Annotated in this window: 13 protein-coding genes; 10 read left to right on the top strand and 3 right to left on the bottom strand. The window is 71.6% G+C overall.

The window, feature by feature from the left end; translation table 11 throughout:
- Positions 1 to 59 precede the first annotated feature (59 nt).
- The gene (locus tag FM125_RS08995; RefSeq protein ID WP_087134368.1) at positions 60 to 3,443 is read right to left on the bottom strand and encodes a beta-phosphoglucomutase family hydrolase; all 3,384 of its coding nucleotides are present in this window, start codon (positions 3,441 to 3,443) and stop codon (positions 60 to 62) included.
- Between the two features lie 213 nt (positions 3,444 to 3,656).
- On the opposite strand from FM125_RS08995, the gene FM125_RS08990 reads away from it, so the two are divergent.
- From FM125_RS08990 to FM125_RS08980, 3 genes are all read left to right on the top strand, one after another.
- Positions 3,657 to 5,381, top strand: coding sequence for a carbon starvation CstA family protein (locus FM125_RS08990; protein WP_070639414.1), 1,725 nt, complete (start codon positions 3,657 to 3,659; stop codon positions 5,379 to 5,381).
- 21 nt (positions 5,382 to 5,402) lie between these two features.
- Positions 5,403 to 5,666: a cory-CC-star protein gene (locus FM125_RS08985; RefSeq protein ID WP_070639412.1), complete on the top strand. Its 264-nt coding sequence runs from the start codon at positions 5,403 to 5,405 to the stop codon at positions 5,664 to 5,666.
- Between the two features lie 181 nt (positions 5,667 to 5,847).
- The gene (locus tag FM125_RS08980; RefSeq protein WP_087134367.1) at positions 5,848 to 6,855 is read left to right on the top strand and encodes an ArsA family ATPase; all 1,008 of its coding nucleotides are present in this window, start codon (positions 5,848 to 5,850) and stop codon (positions 6,853 to 6,855) included.
- Between the two features lie 151 nt (positions 6,856 to 7,006).
- On the opposite strand, the gene FM125_RS08975 is transcribed toward FM125_RS08980, so the two are convergent.
- Both FM125_RS08975 and FM125_RS08970 read right to left on the bottom strand, forming a co-directional pair.
- The gene (locus tag FM125_RS08975; RefSeq protein ID WP_087134366.1) at positions 7,007 to 8,377 is read right to left on the bottom strand and encodes a methyltransferase domain-containing protein; all 1,371 of its coding nucleotides are present in this window, start codon (positions 8,375 to 8,377) and stop codon (positions 7,007 to 7,009) included.
- 12 nt (positions 8,378 to 8,389) lie between these two features.
- On the bottom strand, positions 8,390 to 9,022 hold the full coding sequence (locus tag FM125_RS08970) for a HEAT repeat domain-containing protein (protein ID WP_245232132.1): 633 nt from the start codon (positions 9,020 to 9,022) through the stop codon (positions 8,390 to 8,392).
- Positions 9,023 to 9,176: 154 nt separating this feature from the next.
- On the opposite strand from FM125_RS08970, the gene FM125_RS08965 reads away from it, so the two are divergent.
- From FM125_RS08965 to FM125_RS08935, 7 genes are all read left to right on the top strand, one after another.
- Entirely contained in the window at positions 9,177 to 10,142 is a 966-nt protein-coding gene (locus tag FM125_RS08965; protein ID WP_067190394.1) for an acyl-CoA thioesterase, read from the top strand.
- Between the two features lie 75 nt (positions 10,143 to 10,217).
- Positions 10,218 to 11,492, top strand: a complete 1,275-nt coding sequence (locus FM125_RS08960; RefSeq protein WP_067190392.1) for a phospholipase D-like domain-containing protein — start codon at positions 10,218 to 10,220, stop codon at positions 11,490 to 11,492.
- 329 nt (positions 11,493 to 11,821) lie between these two features.
- Positions 11,822 to 12,778, top strand: a complete 957-nt coding sequence (locus FM125_RS08955; protein ID WP_087134365.1) for a hypothetical protein — start codon at positions 11,822 to 11,824, stop codon at positions 12,776 to 12,778.
- A 268-nt stretch (positions 12,779 to 13,046) separates the two neighbouring features.
- A complete protein-coding gene (locus tag FM125_RS08950) occupies positions 13,047 to 14,468 on the top strand; it encodes an MBL fold metallo-hydrolase (protein WP_087134364.1) in 1,422 nt (473 codons plus the stop codon).
- Positions 14,469 to 14,564: 96 nt separating this feature from the next.
- Complete coding sequence (locus tag FM125_RS08945) at positions 14,565 to 15,317, top strand: sulfite exporter TauE/SafE family protein (RefSeq protein WP_219337041.1); 753 nt, start codon at positions 14,565 to 14,567, stop codon at positions 15,315 to 15,317.
- Positions 15,318 to 15,407: 90 nt separating this feature from the next.
- Positions 15,408 to 15,683: a metal-sensitive transcriptional regulator gene (locus FM125_RS08940; protein WP_067190382.1), complete on the top strand. Its 276-nt coding sequence runs from the start codon at positions 15,408 to 15,410 to the stop codon at positions 15,681 to 15,683.
- Between the two features lie 127 nt (positions 15,684 to 15,810).
- On the top strand, positions 15,811 to 16,005 hold the full coding sequence (locus FM125_RS08935; protein WP_087134363.1) for a hypothetical protein: 195 nt from the start codon (positions 15,811 to 15,813) through the stop codon (positions 16,003 to 16,005).
- Positions 16,006 to 16,144 lie beyond the last annotated feature (139 nt).

Here is a 16,144-nt window from a genome sequence, read left to right as displayed (position 1 = left end):
CACCGGAAGGCTCCCGACGCACCGGGGCGTCGGGAGCCTTCACAGGTCTGCGGCGCGGCTCAGCCGTGGAGCGGGACGGTCACCTCGCCGCCGGGCTGCAGGGTGAGCTCCTCGCCGGCCACGATCATGTCCACCGGGCGGATCATGCCCTGCTGCGCGGTGACCGTGACCTGCTGCTGGGCCATGTGGATCTTGATCGGCTGCTCGCGGTAGCGGATGGTGAACGTGGCGCCCGGCAGCTGACGCGGCAGCACCGGGTTGACCTTGACCACCTCGTCGCGGGTCTCCAGGCCCGCATAGCAGCGGATCACGGTGTCCACCGTGCCGGCCATCAGCCCCAGGTGGATGCCCTCACGGGTGGTGCCGCCCTGGGTGTCCGAGAGGTCGGACTCCAGCGCCTCGGTGAACAGGTCCCAGGAGGTGTCCGGGTCCGTGCGGGCCGTGACCCAGGCGTGCACCAGGCGGGACAGCGTGGAGCCGTGGGTGGAGCGGGCCGCGTAGTACTCCACCGTTCGGGCGAAGGCCTCCCGCGGCAGCTCGTAGCCCATGGTCTGGAGGATGTCGTCCAGCTCCTCGGGGCTGAACAGGTAGGTCAGCATGAGGGCGTCGGCCTGCTTGGAGAGCTTGTACCGGTTGGTGGCGTCCCCCTCGGCCTGCAGGATCAGGTCCATGCGGCCGATGTTGCCGTACGTGGCGCGGTAGCCGTCCCAGTCGAACTCGAGCAGGTCCTGGTAGCCCTCGAACTGGGCCAGGATGCCGGCCTCCTCGCCCTCGGTGAAGAACGGGACGGTCAGGCGGGAGGCGATGTGCTCCCAGTGCTCGATCTCCTCCTCGGTGATCTCCATCATCTCGGTGAGCGGCTCGTCCAGGGTGTCCAGCCAGCGCACGAGCTCCGCGGTGCGGGTCAGGAGCCAGGAGGTCAGCACGTTGGTGTAGGCGTTGTTGCGCAGGCCGGACCCGGGGGTCTCCGGATAGCCGTCGTGGAACTCGTCCGGGCCCATCACGCCGTGGATCTCATAGCGGCCGGTCTCCTCGTTCTTCAGCGTCATGGACGTGAAGAAGCGGGAGATCTCCACCAGCATCTCCGCGGCGTAGTCCTGGATGAAGGACTGGTCCTGGGTGACCTCGATGTACCTCAGCACCGAGTAGGCCACGTCCAGGGAGACGTGCCGCTGGTTGTGGGAGTTGTCCGGCATCCACATCTGGGACCGGGGGTTCCACAGCTCGGTGGGGGTCTCCTCGCGGCCGTCCGAGCCGCCCTGCCACGGGTACATGGCACCGGCCCAGCCCTCGGCGCGGGCGTTGGCACGGGCCTCGTTCAGGCGGCGGTAGCGGTACATCAGCAGGCCACGGGTGATCTCCGGGCGGCGCAGCGTCAGCATGGGGAAGATGTAGATCTCGTCCCAGAAGATGTGGCCCCGGTAGCCCTCGCCGTGCAGGCCGCGGGCGCCCACGGTGGCGTCCAGATCACGGCGCTTGCCGTAGGCGCACTGCAGCACGTGGAAGGTGTGCAGGTTCAGGGCCAGCTGCTGGCGCAGGGAGGCGCCGTCCTTGCCCATCTGCGCGGCGGAGCCGACCGAACGGGAGACGCCAGCGGAGAACTCCGGGTTCACGAACTCCTCGCCCGGGGCCAGCTGCGCGGTGGAACGGCGCTGATGGGAGTACTGCTCCGCCAGGTCGATGCGCACGGCGAAGCGGTCCCAGTTCTGGCCCCAGCGCTGCTCGTGCACCGTCAGCAGGTTCCGGAAGCCCGGGGAGCGCTGCAGGGTCTTGATCGCGGACTCGGAGGCGGAGGACTGCGCGTGGTCATGGGTGTTGGCCACGGAGGCGACCTTCTCCAACACCAGCGGGACGCCCTGCTCCACGTGCAGCTCGATGTCCTGGCCGGCCACCATGTCCGAGCAGTCGTCCAGTGCGCGGCGGATCGGCTGGGTGTGGCCCACCGGGGCCACCTGCCGGGTGCGGGTGGCCATGGCGATGCGGATGTCCGACTGGCTGGTGCGGGTCTCCAGCAGCACGGTCTCCCCGTCCACCTCGCGGGCCTGGACAGGGCGCAGGTGGCGGTTGGCCAGGGTGCGGTCGTCCGAGACGTTCAGGTTGGCCACGCGGCCGTCGATCATCGAGCGGACACACACCTCGCCGGACCAGTTCTCCGCGGTCACGGTGAACTCGAGGGCGGCGATGTGGCGGTTGGCCAGGGACTGGAACTGGCGGGTGTGCACGGTGGTGCGGCGGCCCTGCTCGTCCTCGAACACCATGGTCCGGGACAGGACGCCGCGGCGCAGGTCCATCTCCTGGAGGAAGTCCACCAGGTTCTCCTCGCCCGGGAGCAGCGGCTTGCCGCCCTCCGGGGTGACCACCAGCGGGGTCCAGTCCTGGATGTTCACCATGTGCTCGGTGTCCACGGACTTGCCCTGCACCTGGGAGGTCAGGCGGTTGAACACGCCGGCCATGTAGGAGCCGGGGTAGTGCACGGAGGAGATCCGGGTGCCCGGGATGGAGCCGCGCGTGCCCCAGTAGCCGTTGGCCAGGGTGCAGAGCACCTCGCGGGTGCCCTCTGAGGCCGGGTCGAAGTGGTCCCAGCGCAGCACCCAGGCGGCGTCGAACGGGGCCGCGGTGCGCTTCTCCAGCTCCAGGGCGCCGAAGTCCTCCACCACGATGTGCGCGCCGGCGTCCTTCAGGCGGGCCTTGCCGAGCTCGGGCTCGCGGTCCACACCGACCACCAGGCCGAAGCGGCCGTCCGCGGCGGCCTTCACACCGGAGACCGCGTCCTCGAGCACCATGGCGTCCGCCGGGTCCACGCCGAGGATGCGGGCGGCCTCCCAGAACATCGCCGGGTGGGGCTTGCCGGGCAGGTTCCTCTCCACGGCGGTGTGGCCGTCCACGATCACGGGGAAGTGGTCCAGCACCGCGCCGGCGGTGAGCACGGCGCGGGAGTTCTTCGAGGAGGTCACCAGCGCCACCGGCACACCCTTGCGGTGCAGGTTCTCCAGCAGCTCCACGGCCTCCGGGAACACGCGGGCGCCGTCCCGGGCCAGCACGGCCTCGAAGAAGCCCTGCTTGCGTTCGGCCAGGGCCTGCACGGTCAGGTCCGGGCGGGCGTCCGGGGCGTCGGCCTCCGGCACGGTCAGGCCGCGGGAGGCGAAGAAGGAGCGGACGCCGTCCTCGCGGGGGCGGCCGTCCACGTGGTGCAGGTAGTCGTCGTTGAGGTCGAACTCGCGCAGCGCGCTCGGGTCTGCGGCCACGGCGTCCGCGTTCTCCGGCAGGGCGCCCACGGACGGCAGGGCCTGGTCGAACAGCTCCTTCCATGCCTTCGCGTGGACCGAGGCGGTGTCCGTGATGACGCCGTCCATGTCGAAGATCACCGCGCGGTAGCGGCGCAGTCGATGGCGGCGGGCGTTGCGGTCCTGGATCGGGGCCGGGGTGAGCTTCTGGGTCTGCATGGGCGTCAGGCGTGCCTTCACGTCGGAGGGGAGGGGCCGTCGTCGGGCCCTGCGGTCTGCATCCGCACCAGCGTAGAACGGGGCAACGGGGCGGTGTCACCCCTTTCCCGGTGCGCTGCGGTGAGACGTGTCACCCGAAGGGGGTGGTCGTCCCGTACTGTGGTGGCGATCACCGTTGTCCTCGCATTCCCCACACCAAGAGGAGTCCCCGCCATGAACTCCCTCGTCCTGGCCCTGGTCGGCATCGCGATGATCGTCGCCGGCTACCTGCTCTACTCACGCTTCCTGGCCAAGAAGGTCTACCGGCTCGACCCGGACTACACCATGCCGTCCCACCGCTATGAGGACGGCGTGGACTTCGTCCCCACCAACAAGCTGGTCCTCTGGGGGCACCACTTCACCTCCGTGGCCGGCGCGGCGCCCATCGTCGGACCGGCGGTGGCGGTGATCTGGGGATGGGGTCCGGCCTTCCTCTGGGTCACCCTCGGCACGGTCTTCTTCGCCGGCATGCACGACCTCGGCGCGCTCTGGGCCTCCGGCCGCAACAAGGCGCAGTCGATCGGCACGCTCTCCGGCAAGTACATCGGCAAGCACGGCCGCAACCTGTTCCTGGTCGTGATCTTCCTGCTGCTGCTCATGGTGAACGCCGCGTTCGCCGTGGTGATCTCCGGACTGCTCGTCTCCACCCCGACCGCCGTGATCCCCACCTGGGGCGCGATCGTGGTGGCGCTGCTGATCGGCCAGGCGATCTACCGCTTCAAGTGGAACCTGCCGCTGGTCTCCGTGGTCGGCGTGGTCGCCCTCTACGGCCTCATGCTGCTCGGAGACCGGTTCCCGATCGTGCTGCCCGAGACGATCCTCGGCCTGTCCGCGGGTGCGTTCTGGATCGTCGTCCTCTTCATCTACGCCGGCATCGCCTCGCTCCTGCCGGTGTGGATGCTCCTGCAGCCGCGCGACTACATCAACGGCCTGCAGCTGTTCATCGGTCTGGGCATCCTCTATGCGGCGATCATCGTCTCCTCGCCCACCGTGGTCGCCCCGTTCTACAACGAGAACGTCCCGGAAGGCACCCCCGGCATCCTGCCGCTGCTGTTCGTCACCATCGCGTGCGGCGCGATCTCCGGCTTCCACGGCATCGTCTCCTCCGGCACCTCCTCGAAGCAGATCGACAAGGAGACCGACGCCCGGTTCGTCGGCTACTTCGGCGCCGTGGGCGAAGGACTCCTCTCGCTGGGCACGATCATCGCCGTCACCGCTGGCTTCCGCACCCTCGCCGACTGGGAGGAGGTCTACTCGGCCTTCGGCGAGGGTGGCGTCGGGGCGTTCGTGACCGCCGGCGGCCAGATCCTCAACACGGGCCTGGGCATCCCCACCGGCCTGTCCTCCACGATCCTCGCCACCATGGCCGTCCTCTTCGCCGCGACCACCATGGACACCGGTGTCCGCCTGCAGCGCTTCGTGGTGGCGGAGATCGGCCAGATCGCCGGGGTGAAGCTCGGCACGCTGGCCTCCACCCTGATCGTCATGGCCGTGACCATGGGCCTGGCCTTCGGCGCCGGTGCGGACGGCTCCGGCGGCATGGTGATCTGGCCGCTGTTCGGCACCACCAACCAGCTGATGGCGGCGCTGACCCTGTCCATCGTGTCCGTGATCCTGCTGCGGCTGCGCCGGCCGGTGTGGCCGGTGCTGATCCCGCTGGTGTTCGTGGCGTTCGTGTCCGTGTACGCGCTCTTCGTGCAGATGGTGCAGTTCTGGAACGAGCAGAACTGGCTGCTGCTGGTCCTGGACGTGGTCATCCTCGTCAGCGCCCTCTGGGTGCTGGTGACCGCGTTCGGCGCCATGAACGCCGCCCGCAAGGGCCCGGCGGTCACCCCGGAGGAGGACGAGGCCGTGGACGCCGAGGACGCCTTCGAACCCGCCGGCGCCCGCCGGGACTGACCTGGCAGGCGGAGCACAGGCTTGGGGTTCGGGGCACGCCTGAGGGCCCTCGCGGCCGGGCTGGAGGAGTTCTATGCCGGTCCGTACCGGCAGACCTTCGCCCGCGCGAGGAGGGACGAGGAGGACCTGTTCATGATGATGGTCTTCTCGGACGCCCTCGGCGTGCCCAACCCCGCCGCCTACTACACGGTCGAGCTGCTGCCCGTGGTCTACGAGCGCTTCCATGAGTGGCACCGGCGGATGGGCATGGAGCGCTCTCCGCTGGACACCGTGAGCTGCTGCTGACCGGTCCGGGCGCTAGCGGCCGCACCGAGCGTCCGCCGAACCAGGCATCCGCCGAACCGAGCGTCCGCCGAACCGAGCATCCGCCGAACCGGGCATCCGCCGAACCAGAGGAATCGGCTGCTTCGGGCGGCCGTGAACCAGCCGAAGCTTCTGGCTCGGCGGAGGGAAGGAGTGCACCGGCATGGGAAGCACGACGACGGACACCCACCTGTCCGCGCACCTCGCCTCCCGGGAGGTCGTCTTCTTCGGCGGCAAGGGAGGCGTCGGCAAGACGACGGTCGCCTCCGCGGCCGCCGCGGCCCTCGCCGCCGCGGGACGACGGGTGCTGGTGGTCTCCACCGACCCGGCCCACAACCTCGGCCACCTGTGGGACACCCAGGTGGGGGACAGTGAGACGGAACTGCTGACCACGGAGGGCGGGGGAGCCGTCGTCGGGCTGGAGGTGGCCCCGGACGCCGTTGCGGCGCGGCACCTGGACGCGGTGAAGGACACGGTGCGCGGCCTGATGCCTGAGCACCTGCACCGGGAGGTCGACCGCTACTTCCGGCTGGCCGCGGCGTCCCCCGGCACGCATGAGGCGGCGCTGCTGGAGCGGATCTCCCGGATCGCCCTGGAGGCGCGGGAGCGGTTCGACGTGGTCGTGTTCGACACGGCGCCCACCGGGCACACCGCGCGCCTGCTCGAGCTGCCCACGCTCATGGGCGCCTGGGCGGACGGACTGCTCGCGCGGCGGGACAGGACCGAGCGGTTCGCGGACGCGATGCGCGGTCTGGACGGTCGACGCGGCCTCGAGGGGCCCCGGACTGCGCAGGAGCGCCGCGACCTGCGGATCCGTGAGGTCCTCACCGAGCGGCGCCGGATCTTCGCGGACATGGAGGCGCTGCTGACCGACGGGCGGCGGTGCGCGTTCGTGCCGGTGCTGACCGCCGAGCGAATGCCCGTGCTGGAGACCGTGCAGCTGTGCCGTCGGCTCGCCGAGGACCGGATCGCCGTGGCCGCGCTGGTGGTGAACCGGCGCTCGCCGGAGGATGTCGGAGAGGTGCTGGCGGCCCGGGCGCGAGCGGAGGACGGGCATGTGGCGGACCTCGTGCGGCAGGTGCCCCACGTGCCCCTGGTGCAGGTGCCGTGGGTGGACGGCGAGCCGACCGGGCCGGCGGCCGTGCAGGCGATCGGCCGGCTGCTGGGCTGAGCCCCTGCCCGTGCCGAACCGGGCTGAGCTCGCTCCGGCGCCCGCGCCCGCTCCCACGCCGAACCAGAAGAATCGGCCCCTTCGCGAGGCCCTGAAGCAGCCGTTTCTTCTGGTTCGGCGGCAGGGAGGGACCGGTCCTGCCTGACCGGGCTCAGCGGCGGCGCAGCAGCACGAGCGTCTCGGCGTGCGCGGTCTGCGGGAACATGTCGAACACCCGTGCCCGCTCGAGCCGGTAGGACGGCATCCGCGCCAGGTCCTGCGCGAGGGTCTTCGCGTTGCAGCTGGAGTAGAGCACCAGGGGCACGCCCGAGGCCTCGAGCGCCTCGGACAGCTCCGCGCCGATCCCGCGTCGCGGCGGGTTGACCACGACGACGTCCGGCGCCTGCGTGTGCCCGTCGCCTCGGCGGGGGTCGGGGGCTTCGTCCGGGGCCGTCTGCGGCGTCGTGCGCGAAAGCGTGTCCGGACTCGACTCTTTCCCGAACGAAAGTGCTCCAGAATCCGACTCTTTCCCGAACGAAAGCGTGTCCGGACTCGACGGTTTCCCGAACGAAAGTGCTGCGGTGGCGTCGCCGACGTCGAACGTCACGCGGTGGGCCAGGCCGAGGGCCGCGGCCGTCTCCTGCGCGGCGGCGACCGCCTCGGCGGAGACCTCCTGGCCCCACACCTCGCGGTCCTCGCTCGCCAGATGGAACGCGAACCCGCCCACGCCGCAGTACAGGTCCCACACCCGGCGCACCGCCACGCCGTGCTCGCCGGAGGAGGCCTCGTCCACCCACTGCGCGGCGTCGGCGTAGAGCGCGGAGGCCACGGCGGTGTTCGTCTGGAAGAACCCCTGCGGGCGCAGGCGCAGGCCGATCCCGTTGAGGCGCATGGTCAGCGTCCGGTCTCCGGCGAGGGGGATCTCCTCCTCGCCCTCGGGCAGCGCCACGTGCGCCGGCAGCAGGTTCGCCGTCACGACGACGGCCGGCACGCCCGCGGCCGCCAGCTCGCCCCGCAGCGTGGGCACCTCGGCACGGAGGGCTTCCAGCTCGGCGGTGGAGCGCAGGACGAAGCGGACCATGCACTCGGCGTCCGGGGAGAGGGTGACGATCACGTTCTTCAGCTCCCCGGTGCGGGCGCCCACGTGATAGGGCGTCAGGCCGGCCCGGGAGATGGAGCGCGCCACGGCGTCGAACACGGTCTGCATGCCCGGTGCGTAGAGGCCGCAGTCGCGCAGGTCGTGACCGGTGCCGTCATGGTGCCTGGGGTGCTGGCCAGGGTCCAGGATGCCGAGCCTCGGCCGGGCAGACGTGCCGGTCACCACGAGCTTGGCCTTGTTGCGGAAGCCGGACTCGGCGGAGGCGAACGGGGCCTCCCAGCGGGTCGCCGGCAGGGCGCCGCCGCCGACCGTCTCGGCCTGCCTCAGGTGCGCTGACAGCAGGCCGCGGACCTCGGCGTCGGCGCGGGTCAGCTGGTCCGCGTAGGGCACGCCCATCAGGGCGCACGAGCGGCACCGGCCGGCGTCGAAGTGAGGGCACTGCATCGGACGGGGGCCTCAGTAGTCGGTGGAGGCGCGCAGGTCCGGGCGGTCCAGGCGGTCGGCCACCCGGGTGAGGGCCAGCTCGCCGGCGTTCGCCAGCTCCGGGTCCACGTCCATCACCAGGGTGGTGAGCGTCGGCACCACCAGCTCCAGGTCCCGGCCCTCGGCCAGCTCGCCCAGGGCCGTCGCGGCGGCGGCGCGGACCTCCGGGGAGGCATCCCCACAGCGGTCATGGACCTCGCCCACCAGCGCACGGTCCACGGCGTGGTCCGCGCGCAGCTCCTCGGCACGCACACCCAGCACCGTGAGCGCCGCCGCGCGGACCTCGGCGTCCTCGTGGCCGAGGGCCTCGCGCACGGCGGCCAGGGCCGTGCGGTGCCACACGCCGGTGAGCACCAGGGCGCCGGTGGCCTCGGTGCTGAAGTGTTCGCCGTCCCCGGTGAGGGTCCCCACCAGGCCGGAGGTCACGTCCTCGACCGTCGTGCGACCGGCGAGCATGCGGACGGCGGCGGCGGACACCGGACCGGGGCCGTGGGCCTCCACGGCCTCGTCCACGCGTGCCTGCAGGCGGCGCAGCGGGGTGTCCTTGACGGGCGGAAGGTTCACGGGCTCCATCGGGGACTTGGGGTGCTCTCCGGGGGTGGTCATGCCCACCATTGTGGCGCGGATGCGCCGCGAACCCGACCCGTGTCCGAGGCGCGCCGGACGCCGCAGGGGGGCCGTCGTCGTCGGGAAGCCGCCTCCGCTGAGGCAAGGTGATGTACAGCACAGCTTCAGCCGCCGGGGTGATAGATTTCCAGGCATGCAAGTGCGCGGTGCCCTCTCCCTCGAGTTCACAGCGGAGGGGTACACCCACCCGTCGGGCACGGTGGGCGCCGGCACCGTCATCACGTGGATCGACAAGGCCGGCTACGCGGTCGCCGCGAGCTGGGCCGGCACCTATGTCCGCGCCTCCTACGTGGGCAACATGCAGTTCGAGAACCCGGTGCCCGTGGACACCCGCGCCGTCGTCCAGGCCCGCGTGGTCCACACGGAGGGACCGTACGTCCACGTCCAGGCGCGGCTGATCATGCCCAGCCTGCCCGGCGCGGACGGCGGACCGATGGTCTGCACCGAGTGCCTCCTGGTCTACGCGGCCGAAGAGGGCGGGCACCTGGTGGACGCCCCCGCCTGGATCCCGGAGACCGAGGCGCAGCGGATGCGGGACGAGCAGGCGAACAGTGCCAAGGTCCTGCGCACCACCATCGAGCAGGGCATGAACGCCCTGCCGTTCCCGGAGGAGGCCGGCCCGAACGACGAGCTCGTGAAGCTCTGCTTCATCGCCGGGGCCGACGAGACCACCATCGGCTCCACCATCCGGGCCTCTGCGATCATGCGCTGGATCGACGAGGCCGCAGCCATCTGCGCCGCCCGCTGGTCCGGGTCCGAGAACGTGGTGGCCGCCTTCGCCGGCGGCGTGCGGTTCCTGGAGAACATCGAGGTCGGCAACGTGGTCACCGTGGACGCCCTGCTGGTGCACACCTCCCCGCGCGCCATGCATGTGGCGCTGCGCGTCTACGCGGCCCGACGCCATGAGCGGGACCCCAAGATCGTGGCCCACTCGTTGGCCGTCATGGTGGTCCCCGGCGACGGCCGCGCCCAGCCGGTCCGCCAGTGGGAGCCCGAGTCCGAGTGGTCCGCCTCCCTCGAGGCGGCCGCCGTGGAGCTCGTGCGGCTCCGCTCCGAGGCCGGTGCCACCTGGACCTCCGGCCAGCAGCGCGAGGCCTGACCGGCACGGATACCCCCAGTCAGCTCTGCGCGATGTCGCCGCCGAGGCGGGGAAGCGGCTCACTAGACTCGGACCATGGCTCGTCTCTCTCCCCTCGACGTCCTCGGCTCTGCGGAAAGGCTGCGTCCGGTCCTGCGAAAGGCCGCCCTCGGGGCGCTCGCCGCGGTGACGGTGGTCCCCACCGCCGTGGCCGCGGGCCTCACAGCCGTGGACATGGTCAAGCGCTCGGGAAGGAAGGCCCGCCCCGCCGAACGGCCCGGCACCTTCTCGGCCACGGTCGGCGACTCGGAGCTGACGATCTTCACCTCCGGCGAGGACCTCTACGACGACATGATCCGGGAGATCGACGCCGCCGAGCGCTCGGTCAAGCTCGAGACCTTCATCTGGAAGGGAGACCGGACCGGCCAGCGGTTCCTCGAGGCCTGCAACCGGGCCGCCGAGCGGGGCGTGGACGTCTGGGTCATCTACGACGGCTTCGCCAACCTGGTGGTGCCGCATTCCTTCTACCAGCAGTTCCACGAGGACGTGCGCGTCTTCCGGATGCCGGCGTTCACGCGCCCGTACTGGCGTGGCGTCGTCCGGCACACCGGGTTCAACCACTCGAAGATCCTCGTGATCGACGGGCGAGTCGGCTACATCGGCGGCTTCAACATCGGAGACGACTACGCCCACCTCTGGCGAGACACCCACGTGAAGGAGGTCGGTCCCGCCGTCTGGGGCCTGGACCACTCGATCGCCACGGTGTGGAACGCCGCGCACGGCGAGGACGATCAGATGGAGTGGTTCGCGCCGGGCTCCTGGGACCAGCGCGTCACCGTCGCCTCGAATCTGCCCGTCCAGCTGGTCTATCCGATCCGCGGCACCTACCTGAACGCCATCGAGCGGGCGACGAGCCGCATCCGCATCTCCACTCCCTACTTCATCCCGGACCAGCAGGTCCTCACCGCACTGAAGGCGGCGGCCCAGCGCGGGGCGGACGTGCAGGTGATGGTGCCGATGGACTCCAACCACATCGTGGCGGACTGGGCCTCGCGCGGGTTCACCGCGGAGATGCTCGAGGCCGGCATCACGATCCTGCTCTACAAGGCGGGCATGATCCACGCGAAGACCGCGACGATCGACGGCCAGTGGTCCACGGTGGGCACCGCGAACATCGACCGCCTGTCCCTGGGGTACAACTACGAGACCAACCTCGAGGTGGTGGACAAGGACTTCGCCGCCCGCATGGAGGAGATCTTCGAGTCGGACCGTCAGCACTGCGAGGTCGTGGACCCGCACCGCTGGCGCGAGCGCCACAAGGGAGCCCAGGTCGTCGAGGCGCTCATCGCCCCGCTGCGGCCGCTGCTCTGACCGCCGCAGGTGGGCTTGGCGGGTTGCGGCTCGGCAGGCTGCGGCCCGCATGCTGCGGCCCGGCGGGCTGCGGCGGCGGGCTGCGGCTTGGCGGGCTGCGGCGGCGGGCGGGTCAGGGCCATGGGTGCGTCGGCACGGTGCCGTCCTGTCCACCGTCTGCGCATCATCGGCGCATCCGGCGTCCACCGCGTACAGTGCTGATCGGGCCCTGAACTCGGTCCCTGCGTTCTGCCGCCCGCTCCGCCCGCGCCGCCGGCTCCGCCCGCCTCGTCCAGCTCCGTCCAGCTCCTTCGCCCGGTTCCGTCTTCCCCGACCCATGTGAGGACCCCATGACCCTGCGTTCTGCGACCATCGGCTCCGTGTCCAGCGGCACTGTCCTCGCCGCCGCACTGCTGCTCACCGGCTGCGGTGCGGCCGAGCAGACCCCGTCCGAGACCACGTCCCCGTCCGCCTCCTCGAGTCCGTCGGCGTCCGAGTCCACCGGGTCGACGCCGAGCGAGTCCACCGAGGGCACGCCGAGCGAGTCGGCGTCCGAGGAGTCCTCCCCGAGCCCGTCCGAGTCGGAGTCGTCCACCGCGGAGGAGACCGAGTCCGGCTCGCCGTCCGCCGCCGAGTCCTCCGCGGCGCCGTCGTCCACGGCCGCCCCGCAGTCCTCCTCCGCACCGACGGCCGCCCCGGCCCCGTCGTCCTCTGCGGCACCCGCTCCCTCGACCCAGGCACCGGAGCCGACCACGCAGGCGCCTGCGCCGACCTCGAAGGCGCCCGCCCCGACGACGAAGCCCGCGCCGTCGACGAAGCCCGCCCCGACGACCCAGGCTCCCGCCCCCTCGACGAAGCCCGCGCCTGACCCGACCACGTCGGCTCCCGCCCCGACCACGTCGGCTCCCGCCCCGACCACGGCACCGGCCGCGGAGCCGGAGCCGCCGACGACCTCTGAGCCGACCATCCAGGCGTCCACGGCCGACGGCAACGACTACCTGTACTTCGAGACGCAGGACGGCGTCCTGTGCGACATGTACAAGTTCTACGTGGAGTGCGAGACCTCCCCGGAGGGCGAGTTCATGCGCGCCCGCGTCCTCAACAGCGGCCCGGCCGCCCTGTTCACGCCGTCCGGCTACATGGGCGGCGCGGAAGGCCTGGACACCCATACCCTCGTGCCGGGCCAGTCCGCCCGCCTCAACGAGTTCCTCTGCACCGCAGGCGCCTCGGACGTGACCTGCCAGAACCTCAACACCGGCGCGTCCATGACCGTGGGCCGCGAGATCTCGCTCGGCTCCGGCGGCTGATCCCGCCCGCGCTGCTTCCCGACGACGGCCGCTCACCTTCCGGTGGGCGGCCGTCGTCGCGTCTGGGCTCGCTCCTCGGGGCCTCTCGTCGCCTTCGGTGTGAACTCCGACACTGCCCCTTGTATACCCCAGGGGGTATGGGTGTAGTGTGGCGACCATATACCCCCGGGGGTATCGCGAAAAGGTGAGGAGCCGTCGTCGGGAAGCCTCGGGGAACAGTCAAGGCCGCAGACGGCGGCCAGAGACCACCCCACGGAAAGGGGAAGCCATGCTGCTCGAGCGCATCTACGACGAGGACCTCGCCCAGGCGAGCTACGTGATCGGCTGTCAGGCGAAGGGGGAGGCGATCGTCGTCGACCCCCGCCGGGACGTGCAGGTCTACCTGGACCTCGCCGCCCGACAGGGCATGCGGATCACCCACGTGACCGAGACCCACATCCACGCCGACTACCTCTCCGGCACCCGGGAGCTGGCCCACGCCACCGGCGCCCAGATCCACCTCTCCGGCGAGGGCGGCGAGGACTGGACCTACGGCTTCGAGGGGAACCTGCTGCGCGACGGGGACCAGGTGAAGCTCGGCAACATCACCGTCCAGGCCGTACACACCCCGGGCCACACCCCGGAGCACCTGTCCTTCCTGGTCACCGACGGCGCCTTCGCCGACGAGCCCGGCTACATGCTCACCGGCGACTTCGTGTTCGCCGGCGACCTCGGCCGCCCGGACCTGCTGGACGAGTCCGCCGGTGGCGTGGACACCCGCTTCGAGGGCGCCGAGCAGCTGTTCCGCTCCCTGCAGGAGAAGTTCCTGACCCTCCCGGACCACGTCCAGGTGTTCCCGGCCCACGGCGCCGGCTCCGCCTGCGGCAAGGCCCTCGGCGCGCTGCCGTCCACCACGGTCGGCTACGAGCGCAGGAACGCCTGGTGGGCCGGGTACCTGGCCGAGGGCGACGAGCGGGGCTTCATCGACGAGCTGCTGGACGGCCAGCCGGACGCCCACGCCTACTTCGCCCGCATGAAGCGCCAGAACCGGCTCGGCCCGGCCATCCTCGGCGAGCTGAAGGAGCTCGAGGAACTGGACGCCGAGGGCGTGGAGGAGGCGCTGGCGTCCGGGGTGGTGTTCGCGGACACCCGCGGTGTGGACGAGATCCTCGCCGGCACCGTCCCGGGCGCGCTGGCCTTCCCGTCCCGGGGCAAGGTCGCCACCCACGCCGGCTGGGCGTACGACCCGGAGGACGACGACGCGGACATCGTGCTGCTCGCCGCGGACCGTGAGGACGCGGAGGGTATGCGCGACCACATGATCCGCGTGGGCGTGGACGCCGCCGCGGCGTTCGTGACGTCGCTGGGCGGGCTCGAGCTCGAGCCGGTGCCGACCGTGACCGCCGCCGAGCTGAGGACGCAAATCGAGGCGGGACAGGTCGGCGGGCCGGAGTCGGGGGCGGACGCCGTGCTCGTGGACGTGCGCAACAAGACTGAGTTCTCCGCGGGCACCGTGGCCGACGCCATGCAGCTGAACGCCGGCAAGGTCCTGTTCCACCGGGACCGGCTGCCGAAGGGCCGGCGACTGGTGACCTTCTGCCAGTCCGGCCTGCGCAACGTGGTGGCCGCCCAGGCCCTGCGCCGTGCCGGGTTCGACGTGGTCGAGCTCGAGGGCAGCTATGCCGCGTGGCAGGCTTTGGATGAGGGCTGACCGAGGTGATGATCATGGAGGAGGCGGGGGAGGGGCCCGTCGTGGACGCCGGCCGTCGGCCGGAGACCGGAGCCCGGGAGGAAGGAGGCCGCGGCCGTGCTGTGGCTCGTGCTGATCCTCGCGGTGGTCGTCGGCCTCTTCGTGGGGCTGCTCGGCGGCGGCGGTTCCATCCTCACCGTCCCGCTGCTGGCCTACGTGGCCGGGCTGCCGCCGGAGCAGGCGATCGCCGGATCCCTGTTCGTGGTGGCCGTGACCTCGGCGGTGGCGCTGCTGCCGCACGCCCGGCGCGGCGCCGTCCAGTGGCGTGTGGGGGCGGTCTTCGGGGTGTCCTCCATGGCCGGTGCGCTGCTCGGCGGCCTGGTGGGCGCGCGGCTGCCCGGTGCGCTGCTCATGGTGCTGTTCGCCGTGATGATGGTGGCCTCCGCGATCGGCATGATCCGCGGACGGAAGCCGGTGGACCCGGCCACTGCGCCGACGCCGCTGCGGCAGTCCCTGCTGCAGGGTCTGGGAATCGGCGTGGCCGTCGGCACCGTCGGCGCCGGCGGCGGGTTCATGGTGGTCCCGGCGCTGGTGCTGCTGGCGAAGCTGCCCATGGGGCGGGCCGTGGCGACGTCCCTCATGGTGATCGCCATGAACTCCGCGGCCGGACTCGGCGGACACCTCACCGGGACGTCGCTGGACTGGTCCTGGGTGCTGCCCGTGACCGGCGCGGCGGTGGTCGGCGCGCTGGTCGGTGCCCCGCTCACCCACCGGGTGCCGCAGCAGGCGCTGAAGAAGGGCTTCGGCTGGTTCGTCCTGGTGATGGGCGCGTTCGTGCTCGTCCGGGAGGGCCTGGCCCTGCTCGGCTGACCGTCCGGCCGTCGTCGTTATACCCTGCCGGGTATCCGATCAGTCTCCTCCGCCCCCCGCACGCATCTCGCACATACCCAAGGAGCCGCCATGCGCGCCGCCGACGACGCCACCCAGCGCAAGATCCTCAACCGCCTCAAGCGCGCCCGCGGGCAGCTCGACGCCGTCATCCGCGAGGTCGAGGGCGAGGGCAGCTGCCGTGACGTGGTCACCCAGCTCGCCGCCGTCTCCACCGCGTTGGACCGGGCCGGCTTCGCGATCGTCTCCTCGGCCATGCAGCACTGCATCGCCGATCCGGAGAGGGCCGAGAAGGAGGAGAAGCTCACCGTCGAGGAGCTCGAGAAGCTCTTCCTCACCCTCTCCTGACCGAGCCCACGGTGCCGCCGGACCCCTGCGGCGCCACGCGGGCGGCGCCCCCACAACGCCGCCCACCGAACACCTCACACGGCGGCCGGCCGGCCGCCGTGACACCTGATCGGAAGGAATCCCCACCATGTGCCGTCCTGTGAACTGCAAGGTCTGCGGCAAGACCACCTGGGCCGGCTGCGGCCAGCACATCGACTCCGTCAAGCGCACCGTCCCCGCCGGACAGTGGTGCGACGGCAAGCACTCCGCCGCCGAGGTGGAGGCGGCCCGCGCAGCCGGCGGCGAGCAGAAGGGCTTCTTCGCCAGGCTCTTCGGTCGGTGATGCGGCAGAACGGCTGAGGTGGCGCGGCCGGCGGGCTGAGCCGGCCGTCGTCGGGAAGCCCCGAAGGGGACCGGGCCCGACGCCGAGCCAGAGGAATCGGCCCCTTCCGCGTACGCGGAAGGGGCCGATTCCTCTGGCT

Origin of the sequence: Micrococcus lylae (genome assembly GCF_900163825.1) — a bacterium.
GTDB classification, from domain to species: Bacteria; Actinomycetota; Actinomycetes; order Actinomycetales; family Micrococcaceae; genus Micrococcus; species Micrococcus lylae.
Note: the sequence above shows the minus strand (reverse complement) of the source record. Positions and strands in the feature narration are given on the sequence as shown.